We start from the raw sequence: 17,964 nt of genomic DNA on the forward strand, positions 1-17,964 counted from the left end.
TGATAGAGCGCTTATAAATCACTGATAGCCCTTTTTAACCTAATGCTTGCTAAGACCGCATCATAAACAGCATTTGCATGGTTATTCTGGCTGTTTTTCCGTAGTGCTTCGGCACTAAGCACATCGGTATTGGTTGATAAGCCATGCTCATACCGATCACGATTAACCTTTAGGTTTTCTTCTGCCTGATCAATAGATTGCTCGGTTACGCCAAGACGTTTACGTGTTTCTTGTACGTCTAGCCAATATTGCCTTACTTGCAGTTTAACAAGGCTTAATACTTCATAATATTGTTTTTCAAGTGAACGCGCTTGACGAGCCATTGCTGACGATTGATGACGAATTAGGCCTGCATCGAACAACGTCCATTTCACACCGACACCTACTAACCATTGACCCTCATGTGCCTGATACTCGTTTTCTTGAAAATCATAACCGCCCGTTAAAGCAACTTGTGGCGCATTACCTGCTCGAACAGCCTTTGCTTTGGATTTAAGTGCGTCGGCTTGTTCTTTTAAAACACGCAATTCGTAACGTTGCTTAATCGCTTGAGCCAATAACATATCCAACGAAAGGTCTACTCTTTGCGGCTCTAATTCTTTCAATAAGACTGCTGTTTGAAAATCTCGCCCCAGTAAACGATTGTAGGCAGATTGACTAATATCAAGCCTATTTTCAACCTGCATAGATGACTGCACTGCATCGGCCAAAGCAACTTTCGCGGCTAATAAATCATTTCTTGATACCATCCCCTGCTGATATAGGTTTTCAACATCTGCCTTATGCGAGGATAGGCTGACCACATGACTATTTGCCACCTCAAGTGCTTTACTTAATCGCAACACCGCGATGTAGGCTTCAGCCACTTTCAGCTTCAAGTCTAGCACTTTACCCGCCTCAAACTTTTTTGAAGCTTCTAACGAAGAAGTTGCCGCATCGATACCACGACTAATTTTTCCACCGGTGTAAATAGGTAATACCGTCATCGCTTTGTACGAATAACTTTCTCGTTCAGCCAATGCGAATTGTGTTGATACACCCGCAAAATCTACTTTTGCTTCTGGGTCATTCTCCATCATGCTATACCCTGCCCCAACAGTGACATTAGGCAAACGGGCTGCCTTTGCTGCCTCTAGCTGGTATTGACTAGCTTGTGTATTTTCACGCACCGCTTGAAGACTATGGTCATACTTGATGGCAATATCCCATGCCTGCTCGAGTGTTTCTGCTTCTAAAGCCATGGGAAGCACGCAGCCAAACAAAAGTACAAGAGCAAAAAGTTGGTTCTTTTTAAACAACATTAGTCTTCTCCTGTTGAACCAGTATGAAGCGACTGACGTGTTAACATTGAATACAGCAACATCGGCACCACAACCAGTGTCAACGCCGTTGACACAATCGTACCGAAGATTAATGAGATCGCCAGCCCACCAAAAACAGGGTCAGATAACATCACCGCAGAGCCCAAAACAATCGCCAATGCTGTCAATAAAATTGGCCGTAACCGAACAGCCCCTGCCTCTCTAACCGCTTCATGTGCAGACATACCTTTTTTCATATAGTCCACTACAAAATCAATAATTAACAATGAGTTACGAACCACCACACCCGCTAATGCTATTACTCCAATCATCGACGTTGAGGTGAAAGGTTCACCAACTATCCAGTGCCCAGGAAACACGCCAATAAGCCCAAGTGGAATAGCCGACATGGCTATCAGTGGTATTTTAAACGAGGCATAATAACCGACCAATAAAAGATAGATAAAAACCAATGCAATACCAAGCGCACCTAACATGTCGCGAAAAACATCTAAGGTTAAACGAATCTCGCCATCCCATAGCAATTGGTATCCATCAATCGTGTCAGGGGTAACCGATTGTAATTGTAAATTACCCGTTGTTAACACCTCTCCTTCACCCAATGACAGATTGTCTAATCGTTTATCTATATCCATCACTGCATACACCGGTGTGGTATCGCTCAGTTCTGCACCTACAAATGTCACGCGCTCATAATCCTTATGCAAAATTGGCCGGTCTTGAATATCGTTAACCACTCGAGTCAATTCAGATAGCGGTATTCTTTGCCCTTGTCTGTTCGTTAAATAAATACTCGATAAAAGCGTTGGGTCTATCTGGTATTGATAAGGAATATGTAAGCGTATTGGCACAATCTTTTTTTCTGATGCAATATGTAAACGGCCCATCTCAGTCCCACTGACCATTTGCCTTAATGCTTGTACAACCTGCGCTACTGAAACACCCGATAAAGCGGCTTTTTCTTTATCTACAATCACTCTAAACTGTGGCACATCAGCCACTTCAGAATCATGCACCTCAACAACGCCGTAAGTCTCTTTAAACACCCTGCTCACCTTGGCTGATATTTCACGAAGCTTTTCAGGATCTTTACCATAAATTTCAGCTAAAACCGTCGCCCGTAAAGGCGGGCCGGGTAAGTCTTCTGCTAATTGAATAACACTGCCAGGGTAACGTTGCTGAATTTTTTCCATTGCAGGACGCAGCTGAGCAACTAAATCAATAGAACTCATATCTCGCGTTTTTTTATCCGTTAAATTCACTCTCACTTCAGCAACAAATGGACCTTTTTTATTACCCGCTCCCTTTAACAAGCCATTAAAATCAATAACGCCCGTTTGCCCAACCCAACTTTGATAATTAAGCACGTTATCACGCTCACGCAATAGAGCACCCACTTCGCGAGTGATCTGATCGGTCACTTCTATCGGCGTGAATTCAGGCATGTCGATCGTAATGTTAAAGGTGTTTTTATTATCCTTCGGCAAAAAGACTAGAGGAATACCGCCCGCTGACACTGGGCCACCCACACCCGCAGGGCGAATAAATTGCCAAGCTGGTTGCAACATGGATAACACAATAGCTAAGACAATAACGCCTATTGTAATGTAGCGATAACGCCGACGAGCTAATAAGGGCGTAATAATGTTGTAGTAAAACTGATGTAATTTATCATTGTCATGAGGCGTTTCTAAATCTTCCCCTTCACCCGGTTTGAGCCAACGGTTAGCAGCCCAAGGTGTAACAATATAAGCCACTAATAATGACGCAAACATAGCCATTGGCACATTAAATGCGATGGGGAAAAAATATTGCCCTGCCATGTCTGTCACCACCACCAACGAACCAAACACCAACATAACGGCAAACGTCGCTAAATTGGTTGGGTTCCCAATTTCGTTAGTGGCCTCAACGGTGACATCCACCTTATCCTTTAACCATAAGCTTTTATAATGCCTATGAATATTCTCAATCACCACAATTGAAGAATCCACTAATAACCCTAAAGAGAGAATTAAACCGAACAAAGTGACTCTATTGATGGTGATTCCAAATATATAGTCAGAACCCAGTGTTAAAGCCAAAATAAAAGGCACACTAATCCCAACGATGAGCGCTTCTTTAAACCCAAGAAAAAGCACAATAACAACAAAAACAGAAATGATAGCGATACCCAGATGCTCAATTAAATTATTAACCGCATCATCAGCCTTTTTGCCATCATTACGCGTAATAATGACCTCTACTCCGGCGGGAATAAAACTGTTTTTCATCCGCTCGATTCTATCTAGCACATCATCCGCTACGAAGACCGCATTGGTCCCGGTTTTTTTTGCAACGGCAATAGAAACCGCGGGAATCTCTACCGCAGCGGTGGAACCAAATCTTGGGTCTGCTGGGCCATAAGCAAATCGTGAAAGTTTGTCTCGTTCTTCTCGAGGACCATCAATGATGTCTGCAACATCTTCCATGTAAATAGCTTGTTGATTAAAGCTACCTATTATTAGTTTTTTGACTTGTTCAGCAGACGTTAAAAACCCATCTAAGTAGAGGTTACTAACCTTTCCTTGAATTGCTTGTGTGCCAACCGGGGCCGATACATTACCAGCTTGCAATGCTGCCTGCATTTGGTCTAGCGTAATACCAAAACCCAACAACCTTTCAGGATCAAGTTCGACCCGAACCTCTCTGTCTCGCCCTCCTTTAACGTAGGCAACCGACACTTCATTTAAACTACGTAAACGGTCTACCATATGGTCTGCTAGGCGTTTTAAAGCATAATCATCATATTTTTCTGAGGCTAGGGTAACCGTTAGAATTGGCACATCATCAACATCAACACTTCTAATTAAAGGAACTGAAGCATCAGCAGGTAATTGGTCTTGTTTTCCTAGAACTCGGTCGTAAAGCTTCACGAGCGATTCTTCCTTATCAAGCCCTACTTTAAACTGAACACTCACCACACCCATAGAGTTCAGTGCGGTTGCATAGGTATGATCAACACCAGGTATTTCTCGAATAATGCCTTCTAATGGATTGATCACCAGTTCTTCTATTTCGCTTGGTGTTGCACCCGGCATGCTGACAAAAATTTCGGCGCCCGGCACCACAATTTGCGGGTTTTCCTCACGAGGCGTTAACAAAATAGCGATAATACCCAGCAATACACAGCTGAGCATAAATAACACGGTTAACTTGGAGGTAACGAAAGCATGGGCAACCCATCCCGCCGGATTTAATCGCTTATTATTCACCCACTACATCCCTTGCTTGAATAGAGTCACCCTCTCGTAACCGCTCAGTCGGGGCTGATACAATTTGCTCGCCACCCGTTAAACCGACTAATACTTCAATTTTTCCGCGGGTTGTTTTCCCTAAGCGTAGCCAGCGAAAATGAATGCGCTGTTGTTCGTCAACTATATATACCCCGGTTAAGCCCGCCCTGCTTATCAAGGACTCAACACGAATAACCGGCGAGGACTTGACGCCTACTTTAAAATGAGCTCGCCCAAACATCCCTGGCCGTAGCTTACTGTTATCCGGTAACGAGACTTTTACTTGTGATTTACGCGTTAACGGATCAGCCGATGGAACAACTCGAGCAATAACGCCATGAAGCGATTCATCAAGCGCATCAATAACCAGCTCAACAGTTTCTCCTCGACTGATATTTTTTAACTGTCCCTCGCCAATATACGTTTCAAATAACAAACCGTCAGCTGACTCAACTGTTAGTAAAGGTATAGCAGGTGCTGCCAAATCTCCTTCACGTTTATGCCGCCCCACTACCACACCACTAACTGGACTTGTAATTTGAGTATATTGACGCTGCGCCTGAGTTGTTTGTAGCGCTGCTTTAGCTTCGCGTAATGTGTCTTGCGCGATATCCCGCTGCAATCGTACTTTTCTGAGTTTGTTTTCAGACACGCTGCCACGCTCAAATAATGCTTGGAAGCTTTCCAGATCGGTTTGCGCATCTTTTAATGCCGATTTTGCTTTATCCACCAACGCGGTGACTTGCCGAATAGCACCTTCAACATCCGCACCATCCAATACCACTAATGTTTGTCCGGTCGTCACCGAATCACCTTCACGCACCAAGATTTTCTTAATATAGCCCGTGCTTCTAGAGGCAACATCAACACGATGATCTGAAACAATAGAGCCTGTTGTTCGATAAACTATTGGTAGACTCTCAACTTGCACCTGTGCTGTTTGCAGTGCCCAAGGTTCTTTCACTGCTTTTTCAGCCTTAGGCTGCTCAGAACACCCTAATAGGTTAACCAGCAAACCTATTGACAGCATAAGTGTTAATTGCTTTTTCAAAAAACTCATGTATTAGGGCCCCTCTCATCGGCCACTGTATTGATGGTATTAATATTGTTTTTCAATAGTTGTATAACGTGTGACGAAATAACACTTGGGTCACTATAAGATGTCTTCCATCCCGGTAAGTATTGACACATAGGTCTGGTAGCTGAGTGCGATAGCACCAACCAAATACTGGAGACGGTTAACATGTAATGGTCAGCCTCAGGGGCAATATCCTGAACCAAGGCTAGAACCATTTTAAAGGGCTCTAATAGCACTTCTTCAGCCACTAACTTCAACCTCGCCTCATCCCCATCCAGCAACTCCCACATGACTAACGCCCTAACGTTTTGATCGTCATTAACCATCAAGGCAAAGCGCTCGATAAAACTTTCAAGTCGCTCTAGCGGTGCCCCTGTGTTTGAAACAGAGCCTGCTATGGCAGTCGCCTTATCAACAAATGAGTGTTTCAGCACTTCAAAATATAGCGCGTGTTTATCGGGAAAGTGATGGTAAATTGCGGCGGTACTCAAGCCAACCAATTTAGATAATTCACGCATAGAAACGCCGTTATAGCCTTTAGCGGCAAATAACGGTGTGGCCTTATCCAGTATGTTAATGCGTGTATTTATTTCTTTGCTTTGTGCGTTCATCTACCAACTGGTTACTTAACGTTCGTTAAGGCGAATTTTACTACATAAAATACCGCGACGCAACATAGGCCAAACAATGAAAAAACAATGCCTTTAGCACTTAAGCGAGCTGTTTTTAGGCGTTAGAATCGTTATAAAAGTAAGTGGAGTTGGCCGATAAGCCGGGTTCTGTCGAGGACAGTCATTCATCTGGGATGCATATCACTATGCACCTCGAGCGACCTACCCAGAAGCCGTGTGGGCCACACGTTGCAACTTACGTTGCTACTTCTCTATTTGGTCTTGCTTCAAGTGGGGTTTACCATCGCCGTGATACGTTACCGTACACGCGGTGCGCTCTTACCGCACCGTTTCACCCTTACCGGTCTACCAGTAGACTTAGGCGGTTTCCTTTCTGCTGCACTATCCGTAGGCTCACGCCCCCCAGGCGTTACCTGGCACTTTACCCTATGAAGCCCGGACTTTCCTCCCTGCTTGCGCAGAGCGACTGCCTGGCCAACTCCGCATGCAGTGTACAAACTAATACCTCTTCGATCAATTTTATTAATTATTATTTAGCCTTGTTAAGCAATAAGAATGCACCAAATCATTTTAAACACCTATTATTAAGGTTCTTGATAGTTTACATTGATTCAATTATTAGAATTAGCTAATATTTTTAATGCATTAAATTATCTTTACCGGCAGATAACATTACTACATAACTTATCACTCAAAAATTTGTAACCGTATTTAGGGAAGAATCTTTCAAATGAAACAATTATTAACCTTATTACTTAGCAGTGTCATTATTTCAGCCCAAGCCGATTCGTCACTAATTGCTGGGAACCTCATTAATCAGCAAAATGTTGAAAAGTTTACACCTTACTTAGATAAACCTATTGTAGATTTAATAACACAAGGCACATTCTCAATAACTATTGGCAAACAGTTTGATATGTCCCCGAACCCCTCTTTTTTAGCGTTGACTGAGGCAAATAAAGGAACTGTCTCAATCGACTCAAAAACAGGTCAAATGATTAACTATCAGGGGGGCTTACCTTTTCCAGAACAACCAACAACTGATGACCCTATGGCCGGACTAAAACTTGCGTGGAACATGCGTTATTCTTATGGTGGTGATACTTCAGTTGTTGACCCTTTTATTTGGGACTATATCAATATGAAAACTGGTAAAGTTGAAAGAAGTATTTCATTTATCGGTAAAACGATGCGCTATAAACACCGACTTTTGATGCCGCCCAAACCGAACCTTCCTAAAAACCCTGCTGACATTTTTAACGGTATTTATCTTCTCGCAAAAGAACCTTTTGATATAAAAAACACTCAATTACTGGTTCATCGATTAGAAGATGATAGTGCACGTGAAAGAACATGGCTGTACTTTTCCGTTCAGCGGCGTGTTCGCCGACTACCTGCCGGACAAACAACCGATGCTTTTTTAGGCAGCGATATCATGATAGAAGATTTTCTCGGTTACAACGGCCGAATAAATGATATGACATGGCGCTACTTAGGAACTCAGCAATTATTAGCTCCAATATATAAACACAGTACGTTGATAAAAAATGTTGAATCAGAAAGCTCGAATGACTATACATTTGGCACCTTTCATGGAGAAGGTGGCTGCTTCCCAAATGTACCTTGGCAACTAAGAGAGCTTCATATTCTTCAGGCGGAGCCTAAACTCACCGATCATCCGTTATCTAAACGTATCTTTTATATAGATGCTCAAACACATATTCCAATTGCCGGGCGCCATTATGATAGAAACAGTCAAATTTGGCGTATAGGTATTAGTGCCTTTTCTCACCCTGACGAGCACCTTGAGCAAAACAAAGGTTCAGGGGTAGCCATTCCAACACTAATTTCAATGATTGATATTACTGCTAAACACTGCACGACACTCAAAATGAAAACTAAAATCAACGACCCGTCTGTCAAACTAAAGGACTTCACCGTTCAGTCTTTACGCAGCCGAGGGAAATAAATTTTTTAAACCTGAGCAAAAACTGGATAACCACACCCTGGTTTTTGCCCTTTTTTTAATCATCAGCTTGTATTTCAAGTGCTCTTTTATACAGCGCTTTCTTTGGCTGACCGGTCAATTGAACTGCCAATTTAACAGCCGTTTTTAGTGAACACTCTTGCAATAAAGTTTCTAGGGTCTTAACGTCTTCATCGGACAGCTCATCCTTTTTATGCTGCTTTTTGTTGACGCCTTCTATCAATACGACAAACTCACCACGCTGCATATTACTATCTGCTTGAAGTAATTGATAAATATCTGCAACCGACCCTGTTGCAATTGTTTCATATGTTTTAGTCAATTCACGGGCAATCGATATCTTATGCGTTGGGTCATACGTAGCGAATATATCGTCCATGCATTTAATAATGCGATGGCTCGATTCATAAAATACGAGCGTACCTTGACGACCCTTATATATCTCAAAAATTGCTTTTCGCGCAGCCGATGTTCGCGGCAAGAAGCCTTCGAAACTAAACCTATCTGTTGCTAATCCAGATGAGCTAAGCGCCGCAATTAACGCACAAGCACCGGGAACTGGCACCACCTCAAAACCAGCCTGCTTGACCCCTTCAACTAAGAAATAACCCGGGTCATTAATAAGTGGTGTGCCCGCATCCGATATCAACGCGATTGATTCGCCAGCGCTCAACTTTTCTAATAAAAACTGACGCTTATTGTTTTCGTTATGCTCATGGTAGGCCGTCATCGCTGTGTTTATCGAGTAGTGATTCAACAAGACTTTGCTATTACGCGTGTCCTCGGCGGCAATCACATCAACCGCCTTAAGCACTTCTAAAGCACGTAAACTGATATCTGATAAATTCCCAATAGGTGTGGCTACAATATAAAGTATGCCTTTATCGTTTGACATCGTTGACCCTGAAAAAGATACTAAGCACTGGTTTGATCATTTTTAATTTTGCGGTTTAAGTCGTTCGTTTATGAGTCCATACAAAAAGAGTTTAATTACGCCTTTCAAACTAGTAGTTATAGCGTTTATCGTACTGCTTTTAGCAAATTGTAGCGCTCTTGAACCGATAGAAACGCCCACGGTCGAACAGTCTAACCCATTGGCAATTCAAGCCCAAGAAGCTTTGTCTCAACAACAATTTTCTCGTGCGGCAATGCTGTTCAAACAACTGGCAAAAAACAGTCAGGCCCCTCTCAAAAACCAATATCTAATATCTGCTATTGAGGCCTATTTTAATGCTGGCGACCTAGCAAATGCTGACTCGCTCATTGACTCTTTACTGACACGTTCATCACAGCTTACCAGTGATAATAAATTATCCCTCGCAACACTCTTACTTGAGCAAGGTAAAGCCGAAGACGCTATTAGCGTATTAATGAGCGTAAGTGAGCTTAATTTAAACAACGAACAACGCATTGATCTTCACACACTGACTAGCTCTGCTTTCTTCCAAGCTGGTAATTTAATCGAAAGTGCCCGCGAACGCATTATATTAGATGCACTCATAAATGAGCCCACTAGCAAGCTCAATAATCAATTGGACTTAGTGAATGTTTTATCTTTATTGTCCGAGCACGCTCTACGTGCTTTATTACCAACAGCTGACAACAATATGGCTGGCTGGGTAGACCTTGCCATTATAAAAAAACAACAAGTCACCTTTATTCCAAACAGTTCTGATGTTGAATCGTGGAAACAACAATACCCCACACACGCCGCGAATGGTTCATTTCTTCTAACCATGGCCAAACAGTCCCAAGAAAACTTCATAGCACCCAATAAAGTAGGCGTTTTCCTTCCAAGCCAAGGCCCTTTCTCACAGGCTGCTTTTAGTGTTCGTAAAGGTATCACCGCTGCTGCATACTCCATGGCCAACAAATGGCCGCTGAATATTCATTTTTACGACACCTCATCTACACCCATTGAAACGCTTTATCAACAAGCCATAAGCGATGGCGTTAACATCATTATTGGCCCACTGGACAAAAAAAACCTTAGTAAAATAGCCTTATTACCTGATTTACCCATCCCTGTTATTGGGCTCAATAAAAATGGTAGTCATCATAGCCCTCATTACGTTGAGTTCTCGTTGTCACCCGAAGAAGATATTACGCAAATACTTAGTTTTGCTTGGCTAAAAGGGCACCAAAAAGCATTAATTTTAACGCCTCAATCAAACAGTGGCGAACGATTAGCCGGTCATTTTTCATCGCTTTGGCAAAAACTTGGTGGACAAGTTCTAGATGTACAAACATACGAAGCTAATCAAGCAGACTACTCCACTGCCATTAAAAGCCTGTTACAAATTGACGACAGTGTTTACCGCTTTAAACAACTTCGTCAGCGCCTTAACCTGAACATCAAATTCGAAGAAAGACGTCGTCACGATGCAGACTTTATCTTTTTATTGGCAAGCCCTCGTGAAGGCCGCTTAATCAAGCCACAATTACGTTTCCACCGCGCTGCCGACATTGCTGTTTTTAGTACTTCCAAAATTTACGAGGGTGAGCAAAACAAAGGGGCAAACCGTGATTTAGATGACGTTTTTTTCTGTGACATGCCCTGGCTTATCGAACCTAATAAGCAACAAAATAGCTCTCTCAACCAGGCACTAAAACAATGGCCCAATACTCGTGGGTTACACCGTCGATTAACTGCCTTTGGTTACGATGCGTATCAACTTATTCCACATTTAGAACACTTGAAATCCAACCATTTTGCTCGCCTTGATGGCAAAACCGGTATTCTTTCAATGAATAATAACGTCATTAACAGGCAATTGAGTTGCGGCCAATTCCAGCGCGGTCAAGTCAAATCACTAGGCCTGGCACCTCACCTTGAGCGCACGATGAATATGCAATCAGTAGTGCCTTCTCCTCAACACACCGAACAAGTTAATACTGCCCCCCTTTAATGGACTCATCTAATGCTCTTGGTCAACAAAACGAGAACTTAGCACTTACATTTTTACGTCAAAAAGGTCTTGTTCTTATACAAAGAAACTATCGTACTCGCTTGGGTGAAATTGACTTAATTATGAAAGACAATGACTACACCGTTTTTGTTGAGGTTCGTTACCGTTCCTCAACGAAATTTGGCGGCGCTTTACTGTCTGTCGATCGACGCAAACAAGCTAAACTTATAAAGTGTGCTCAACACTACATTGCCAACACATCAGGCCAGCAAAACTTTCGATTTGATGTAATCGCAATTTCACCCTCCTCTAGCCAGCATGAGATACAATGGGTTACCAACGCATTTGATGAGTTCTAACATGAGTTTACAAGAAAGAATCTATCAACACTTTACCGATAGCATTCAAACAAAACACGACGCTTTAGAGTCGCTTCCCAACTCCATTGAATTAGCCGGCCAAGCTATTGTCCAGAGCTTACTTAACAATGGCAAAGTTCTAACCTGCGGTAACGGTGGGTCGGCAGGGGACGCGCAACATTTTTCTTCTGAAATGCTTAATCGTTTTGAACGTGAGCGCCCTAGCCTACCAGCTATTGCACTTAGCACAGACACCTCAACGCTAACCTCCATTGCAAACGATTATTCGTATGACGAGGTGTTTTCTAAGCAAATACGTGCACTGGGGCAAGCGGGCGATATTTTATTAGCCTACACAACAAGCGGAAACTCCAAGAACATCGTATCAGCCATCAATGCTGCGCATGACCGAGAAATGTTGGTGATCGTCATTACTGGTAAAGATGGCGGCACGATAGCCGCTAATGATTTATTACAAGATAGCGACATTGAATTAAGGGTACCGTCTAACTCAACGGCCCGTATTCAAGAAGTCCATCTTTTAATCACCCATTGTCTTTGTGACCTGATCGACTTTCAATTATTCGGATAAACAACATGTTTTTTAAAAAAGCTTTTATAGTACCCGCTTTACTGTCCATCGTTTTATTATCAGGCTGTGCAGCTGTTGCTGTTGGAACCGCCACCACAGGCGCTGCCGTTGTTCATGACAGACGCACCACTGGCACCGTCATTGATGATCAAACCATTGAACTTAAAGCGTTGGGTGTCTTATATGGCGTAGATAATATTCGTATAAACACACACGTTAATGCTACTTGCTATAACGGTATCTTATTGCTAACCGGTGAAGCACCAACAGAAAGCCTGCGCAACGATATTGCAAATAGATTGCGCAAAATACCAAAAGTCCGAAAAGTACATAATGAAATTCTAATCGCTGCGCCAAGTTCCTTAGTCTCTCGTAGCAGTGACGGCCTGATTACCAGCAAAGCTAAAGTTGCTTTATTTAGCCTTAATAAAATAAAAGGGTTTGATCCCACTCGCGTCAAAATTGTTTCTGAAAACGGTGTCGTTTATTTATTAGGTATTCTAAAACAGCACGAAGTAACCCCTGTCATTGAAACAGTTCGGCGGGTAGGCGGTGTTCAACGTGTAGTGAAGTTGTTTGAAATTACTGACTAATGAGAAAAAAAAATGACGACTTTTTACAGCAGTTAACCGGGCTTTATCACGAAAAATCACTTTTCTTAGACCCCGCTGACTGTTGGAGTTACGGCTATGATAACAGCCGACGACACAAAGAACCCCTTGCTGTTGTTTTCCCTAGCTCTCATCAACAAATAATTGATACCGTACTATTATGTAACACTCATAATATAGCCATCACTGCACGTGGCAGCGGAACCGGCACAACAGGTGCTAGCGTACCATCGAATGGTGCCATTATCTTATCCACCGAGAAAATGGATAATATCATCAGCATAGATCCTGATAACCGCATGATGATTGTTGAACCCGGTGTAACTAATCAGGCCATTCAACAAGCGGCGGCAGAACATGGTTTCTTTTGGCCTCCCGACCCAACCAGCGCAAGCATTTGCACTGTTGGTGGAAACCTTGCTTATAACTCAGCTGGCCCACGGGCTGTGAAATACGGCACACCACGCGAGAACACATTAGGGCTAACCTGTATTACCGGCAGTGGAGAAACCTTAAAAACCGGCGCAAACACCACAAAAAGCGTCGTCGGCTACGACTTAACTCGACTCATTATTGGCTCTGAAGGCACCTTAGCCATTATTAGCCAAGCAACCCTAAAACTAACACCTTTGGCTGAAAGCAAACGCACACTTCAAGCTACTTACGATTCTATTCAAGCCGCGGCTAATGCCATTGCACGCATCATGGCACAACCAATCACCCCTTGCGCCTTGGAGTTTATGGATGGAACCGCAATTTCACTGGTTAAAGAAGACGCCCAATTAGATTTACCTGATAATGCACAAGCCTTACTAATGATAGAGGTTGATGGTGATCAATTTGGGCTGGATGCCATTGCAGATAAAGTCGCAGCGAGTGCATCGGTCGATGGCCTCATCGACATTCATATTGCCCATACAGCTGAACAAGTTAAACAGCTTTGGTCTGCTAGAAAAGCCCTTTCTCCATCACTTCGAAAAGTCGCTCCAAAAAAAATAAATGAAGACGTGGTTGTTCCCGTTAGCCATATTCCTAAGTTAATTAATGGCCTTCAGGCACTATCTAAACGTTATCAAATCCCTATTGTTAATTTTGGTCATGCAGGAAATGGAAACATTCATGTTAATCTTCTCGTTCAGCTTGAGCAGCTAGATAGAGCAAAAGAATGTTTAGCCGAGGTATTTGAATTAGTCATACAACTTAATGGCAGCCTATCTGGCGAGCACGGTATCGGGCTTGAAAAACGTGATTATATTAATTTAGAACTAGAAGCCACAGCTATCGGCATTATGAAAAAAATTAAGGCTCAATTTGACCCCAAAAATCTATTAAATCCGGATAAGGTATTTCCAATAGACGCATAAAATGGCTTGCCAAACCAGATGACTAACCCTTATTCTTACAGTAAGGAAGCAAACAGTAAGGAATTACCATGACGACTTACCAACATATTTTAGTAGCCCTAGACCTCAGCGAACATTCCTTATTTGTTTTAAAAAAAGCGCACGAGCTTGCTCAACAAAACCACGCCAAATTATCAGCTATTCATGTTATTGAACCCCTTGTAGAGTCCTCACATTTGGCATTTGATGGGACTATCTCAACTGATTTATTACCGGTTCAAGATGAGATTGAAGCGTCAGCAAAAAAGAAACTCAGTAAACTCGCCGCTTCCATCGACCTAGCAGAAGAAAACCAATTAATCCAAATTGGCCGCCCCGCTGATACGATTCATCAGCTCAGCAAAGACCTGCCATGCGACCTTATTGTGGTGGGAAGTCATGGACGACGTGGACTTAGTTTATTACTCGGCTCTACCGCTAATGCAGTCCTACACGGTGCAACCTGTGATGTATTAGCCGCTAGGGTTAATGACTAGCTTAGGCTTCTAAGTCCACGCGCATTGATAAGTCGACAGCTTGAATATTTTTTGTTAACGCGCCTACCGAAATAAAATCCACACCTGTTTTAGCAATATCTCGGATAGTCGATAAATTAACATTACCCGACGCCTCTAGTTTCGCAACGCCTTTATTAAGCTCAACCGCTTCACGCAATTGCTCTAAAGTGAAGTTGTCTAATAACAAGATGTCCGCTTTCGCTTCAAGTGCTTGTTTCACCTCGTCTAAGTTTTCAACCTCTACCTCAACATCAACCAGCGAGCTGCTTAGACGAGCAGCAGCGACCGCTTTTGCAATTGAACCAGCCGCCATAATATGATTTTCCTTTATCAACATACCATCGTACAAGCCAACCCTATGATTAGACGCTCCGCCACAGCGAACTGCATACTTTTGCGCCAACCGTAAGCCAGGGATTGTTTTACGCGTATCTAATACGGTCGCTGACGTACCTTCAACTGCTTTCGCAAATTGCTTAGCAAGTGACGCTGTTGCCGATAAGGTCTGCAACATATTTAACGCTGCGCGTTCTCCTGTTAATAAAGCCCGTGCAGAGCCTGATAGGTAACACAAGGTATCACCAGCATATGCCTGCTCGCCTTCTTTAAACTGCCAATCGATGACAACCTTTTCATCCAGCTTTTTAAAAACCGCATTCACCCATGCTTGGCCACATACCAACATGGCTTCACGCGTTAGAATAGTTGCTTTAGCTAATTTATCTTCTGGAATGACCAGTGCGGTTAAATCACCACTACCAACATCTTCTGCTAAAAACCGACAAACATCTTCGTCTATTATTTTGGGGTCGAGCATAAAAATCCATTCACCTGAAAAATAAAAAAAGCCTCTTTGTTAGAGGCTCTTTATTATCACATAATTTAATGCTAATAAGAATCTCATGCCAAGCCAGGTTCAGCACTTTTTGATGTCATTAGGCTCTTCATTCCCGCTAACACCCTGTCTACTAGCGGCGCCCTTTCTTGACCAATAATAGTCATTCGTTTTTGCCTAAACGCTTCTGCTAAATCATCCAGACTAATATCCATTGCTTTAACGCCGCAATCATTCACAAAAAGACATTGCATAGTAACCGAACTTTTCCAAGACAATTTGGCACGTAAAACACCACCATCTTCCCCCGTATACTCAACCCAATCACCAACATCTATTTTAGATGCCAACTTGCTGAATTTATCGTTTGGCATTTGTGCTTTTTTGCTTTCAAGCTCTTGTAATAAGTCCTCTTCTAGGCTGGCATACATTTCCTCGTTTAGCTCAACCATTACAACCTTTTCGACACTAGCAACATCGCTTGGCTCCCCCTGCCCCATCGCCAAAAGTTGCTTATGCCAAGATTCTAATTCTTTAAAAAATGTAGCTGATTGATGAAAGTCACATGAAATATTTTCCAGTCCAACTTTAATATCTTTCAGTAATCTGGCCAAACTATTAATAATCAACTCTTTAGCTTCATAGTCTACTGGCTCAACGACACTGACCACAAGCCTATCAATCACATCAATACATTGTTGACTTTCTTGCGGCTCCCTTTCTTTTCTTAACAAAGCTAGCACAAGCACATCCTTCCATGTCTCATCCAAGAAAATTTGAACAAATTCAGGGATAGATTTACCATTTATCCGCAAAGCAATTTCATAGGCGGCTTGACGTTTTGTTAACTCTAGTTGTTCAGAGCTTTTTGTTGCTTTACGAGAACGCTCCTCTAACAAATCAACCTGGCGCTGCTGCTGCTCCATAAAAACGCCAAGCTCATCGCAAAGCCCCACAAATATACCTACATCATTATCGAACTCCATCAAAACCCGCATCACCAACTCTTCCATTTTCTCAAAGATCGAACTTTTAATTTGTTGGTTATTTCCGCTGACGCCTAGGCCTGCCTGTGACATCGCATTTAAAAACTGTCTAGCAGGATGGCTTTTTTTTGCAAAAAAGTCCTTATCTATCATCGCAACTTTTAAAATTGGTATTTGTAATTGTGCAATCATCGCTCGAACTGTATCAGGCAACTGCCGATCTTGTAATATCACATCAAAAAACATTGCAACAACGTCAATTAACGTGTCATCTTGTTCAGCATACGGTTGACGTTGTCCGTCAACTTGGATTTTTTCACCCACTTGTAATCGAACACTTTCAGATAAATCAACTTCCTCCCTTGCACCTTCTTTTTGTAGGCTCGTTAATACCTCAATAAGCTTTGTTGTTGGCAACTGACTTCCAGATACAGTTAAACCATCGGACACAAAATTTTCACCCTGTAGAGACCGATGTAACTGCGCCATCTTTATTAAGTCAGCATATATAACTGGATCGATCCCCATTGATGTTAAAGAGGCGACTCCAACGTGCCCTCCTTGAATTTCTGGCATTTGAGTTTGCCCTATCATTGAAGATTTCGTATCTGCATGGGTCAATGACTGTGTATCTTTTATGTTCAATGAGCCATGATTTGCAATCTTATGCTTAGGGAGCTTAGGCATAATATTAGCCTTAATAAAAAGCTCATTCACCTCTTTAAGCACATCACCTAAATTACTTAAGACCGCTTGTGAAAATGATCTATTAATGATCTCAAAGCCTTTTTTTGAAAACAGCTCAGTACTCATTAAATCTGTAAACGTATTTAGTAAAACAGCTGGTCCAAAAGGGTTTTCGCTTGCCTTAAGCTCTTTTACGCTCATCAAAAACCCAACCCTGTGCCTCAAAGCATACAAGACATCAGATAAATCACTTGTACAAGTAGATATATATTCATCAAGTAATAATTGGTTTTCAATGTCATCTGTTTCAACTAATTGCAAACTAGACCAATCTTTCACTTCAATCGTTGCTATCAACCCACGAGGAACATTTACATTACCTCCATTTGAAAAACCTGATATATTTTTAACGACCTCTTCGATGTAACGTGACGAAACTTGCTGCGACTTCTTCTGAAAGACTTTGATGTCAGTGAGTGCATCATCCAATTTTTTACTGCCTTTACCATCAAATATTTGCAACTTGATTTGCTCTAACTGGTCGTTTAAGCTTTGCTCAAACTCATTCTCCAACTTTTTTTGTAAAAAACCTTTTAATAAACCAACTGACGCATTAATTAAGTTTCGTTTATTTGATTCCATAGTACTCCTCGGAGGCTGGTTATTACTTTGACGAGCAGGAGTCTCTATATTTTTTACATTCTTCATAACGTTAAGAAGTTACTTTAATATACATAGAGTATAGTCAGCTTATGTATAAAGTTGTGCGCTAGAGCACATATTTAGATACC

14 protein-coding genes and 1 other RNA gene are annotated in these 17,964 nt (G+C 42.2%); 7 read left to right on the forward strand and 8 right to left on the reverse strand.

Translation table 11 applies throughout. The annotated features are described in order from the left end of the window. Positions 1 to 11 precede the first annotated feature (11 nt). From KUG63_RS10065 to rnpB, 5 genes are all read right to left on the reverse strand, one after another. Positions 12 to 1,301 carry a TolC family protein gene (locus tag KUG63_RS10065; protein ID WP_020932909.1) on the reverse strand — a complete coding sequence of 430 codons (1,290 nt, stop codon included), beginning with the start codon at positions 1,299 to 1,301 and terminating at the stop codon, positions 12 to 14. Continuing rightward, entirely contained in the window at positions 1,301 to 4,576 is a 3,276-nt protein-coding gene (locus KUG63_RS10070) for an efflux RND transporter permease subunit (RefSeq protein WP_020932910.1), read from the reverse strand. The genes KUG63_RS10065 and KUG63_RS10070 overlap by 1 nt, the downstream gene beginning before the upstream one ends. Further along, positions 4,569 to 5,657, reverse strand: a complete 1,089-nt coding sequence (locus tag KUG63_RS10075) for an efflux RND transporter periplasmic adaptor subunit (RefSeq protein ID WP_015005393.1) — start codon at positions 5,655 to 5,657, stop codon at positions 4,569 to 4,571. The genes KUG63_RS10070 and KUG63_RS10075 overlap by 8 nt, the downstream gene beginning before the upstream one ends. Further along, the gene (locus KUG63_RS10080; RefSeq protein ID WP_015005392.1) at positions 5,654 to 6,286 is read right to left on the reverse strand and encodes a TetR/AcrR family transcriptional regulator; all 633 of its coding nucleotides are present in this window, start codon (positions 6,284 to 6,286) and stop codon (positions 5,654 to 5,656) included. The genes KUG63_RS10075 and KUG63_RS10080 overlap by 4 nt, the downstream gene beginning before the upstream one ends. Before the next feature lie 141 nt (positions 6,287 to 6,427). Then, an RNA gene (gene rnpB / locus KUG63_RS10085) (RNase P RNA component class A) lies at positions 6,428 to 6,789 on the reverse strand. A gap of 248 nt (positions 6,790 to 7,037) precedes the next feature. Between rnpB and KUG63_RS10090 the strand changes: the two genes are divergently transcribed. Beyond that, positions 7,038 to 8,276: a DUF1329 domain-containing protein gene (locus tag KUG63_RS10090; protein WP_020932913.1), complete on the forward strand. Its 1,239-nt coding sequence runs from the start codon at positions 7,038 to 7,040 to the stop codon at positions 8,274 to 8,276. Between the two features lie 55 nt (positions 8,277 to 8,331). Here KUG63_RS10090 and rsmI read toward each other — a convergent pair whose 3' ends face one another. Further along, positions 8,332 to 9,189: a 16S rRNA (cytidine(1402)-2'-O)-methyltransferase gene (rsmI, locus tag KUG63_RS10095; RefSeq protein ID WP_287555162.1), complete on the reverse strand. Its 858-nt coding sequence runs from the start codon at positions 9,187 to 9,189 to the stop codon at positions 8,332 to 8,334. A gap of 70 nt (positions 9,190 to 9,259) precedes the next feature. Between rsmI and KUG63_RS10100 the strand changes: the two genes are divergently transcribed. The 6 genes from KUG63_RS10100 (at position 9,260) to KUG63_RS10125 (ending at position 14,644) form a co-directional block, all read left to right on the forward strand. Then, positions 9,260 to 11,203, forward strand: a complete 1,944-nt coding sequence (locus KUG63_RS10100; protein WP_287555165.1) for a penicillin-binding protein activator — start codon at positions 9,260 to 9,262, stop codon at positions 11,201 to 11,203. Continuing rightward, positions 11,203 to 11,562, forward strand: coding sequence for a YraN family protein (locus KUG63_RS10105; protein WP_287555168.1), 360 nt, complete (start codon positions 11,203 to 11,205; stop codon positions 11,560 to 11,562). The genes KUG63_RS10100 and KUG63_RS10105 overlap by 1 nt, the downstream gene beginning before the upstream one ends. A 1-nt stretch (position 11,563) precedes the next feature. Next, positions 11,564 to 12,154, forward strand: a complete 591-nt coding sequence (locus tag KUG63_RS10110) for a phosphoheptose isomerase (protein ID WP_073023949.1) — start codon at positions 11,564 to 11,566, stop codon at positions 12,152 to 12,154. 5 nt (positions 12,155 to 12,159) lie between these two features. Further along, complete coding sequence (locus KUG63_RS10115; RefSeq protein WP_020161877.1) at positions 12,160 to 12,747, forward strand: BON domain-containing protein; 588 nt, start codon at positions 12,160 to 12,162, stop codon at positions 12,745 to 12,747. Next, on the forward strand, positions 12,747 to 14,129 hold the full coding sequence (locus tag KUG63_RS10120; protein ID WP_020932917.1) for an FAD-binding oxidoreductase: 1,383 nt from the start codon (positions 12,747 to 12,749) through the stop codon (positions 14,127 to 14,129). The genes KUG63_RS10115 and KUG63_RS10120 overlap by 1 nt, the downstream gene beginning before the upstream one ends. A 68-nt stretch (positions 14,130 to 14,197) precedes the next feature. Further along, on the forward strand, positions 14,198 to 14,644 hold the full coding sequence (locus KUG63_RS10125) for a universal stress protein (protein ID WP_015005384.1): 447 nt from the start codon (positions 14,198 to 14,200) through the stop codon (positions 14,642 to 14,644). Position 14,645: 1 nt separating this feature from the next. Here the strand turns inward: KUG63_RS10125 and nadC are convergent, their stop codons facing one another. Further along, positions 14,646 to 15,482 (reverse strand): carboxylating nicotinate-nucleotide diphosphorylase, encoded by an 837-nt coding sequence (nadC, locus tag KUG63_RS10130; protein WP_020932918.1) that lies wholly within the window; start codon positions 15,480 to 15,482, stop codon positions 14,646 to 14,648. An 83-nt stretch (positions 15,483 to 15,565) separates the two neighbouring features. Beyond that, positions 15,566 to 17,815: a DUF1631 family protein gene (locus KUG63_RS10135; RefSeq protein ID WP_020932919.1), complete on the reverse strand. Its 2,250-nt coding sequence runs from the start codon at positions 17,813 to 17,815 to the stop codon at positions 15,566 to 15,568. Positions 17,816 to 17,964 lie beyond the last annotated feature (149 nt).

Source organism: Cycloclasticus sp. (assembly GCF_019090545.1).
In the GTDB taxonomy this organism is placed as follows: Bacteria; Pseudomonadota; Gammaproteobacteria; order Methylococcales; family Cycloclasticaceae; genus Cycloclasticus; species Cycloclasticus pugetii.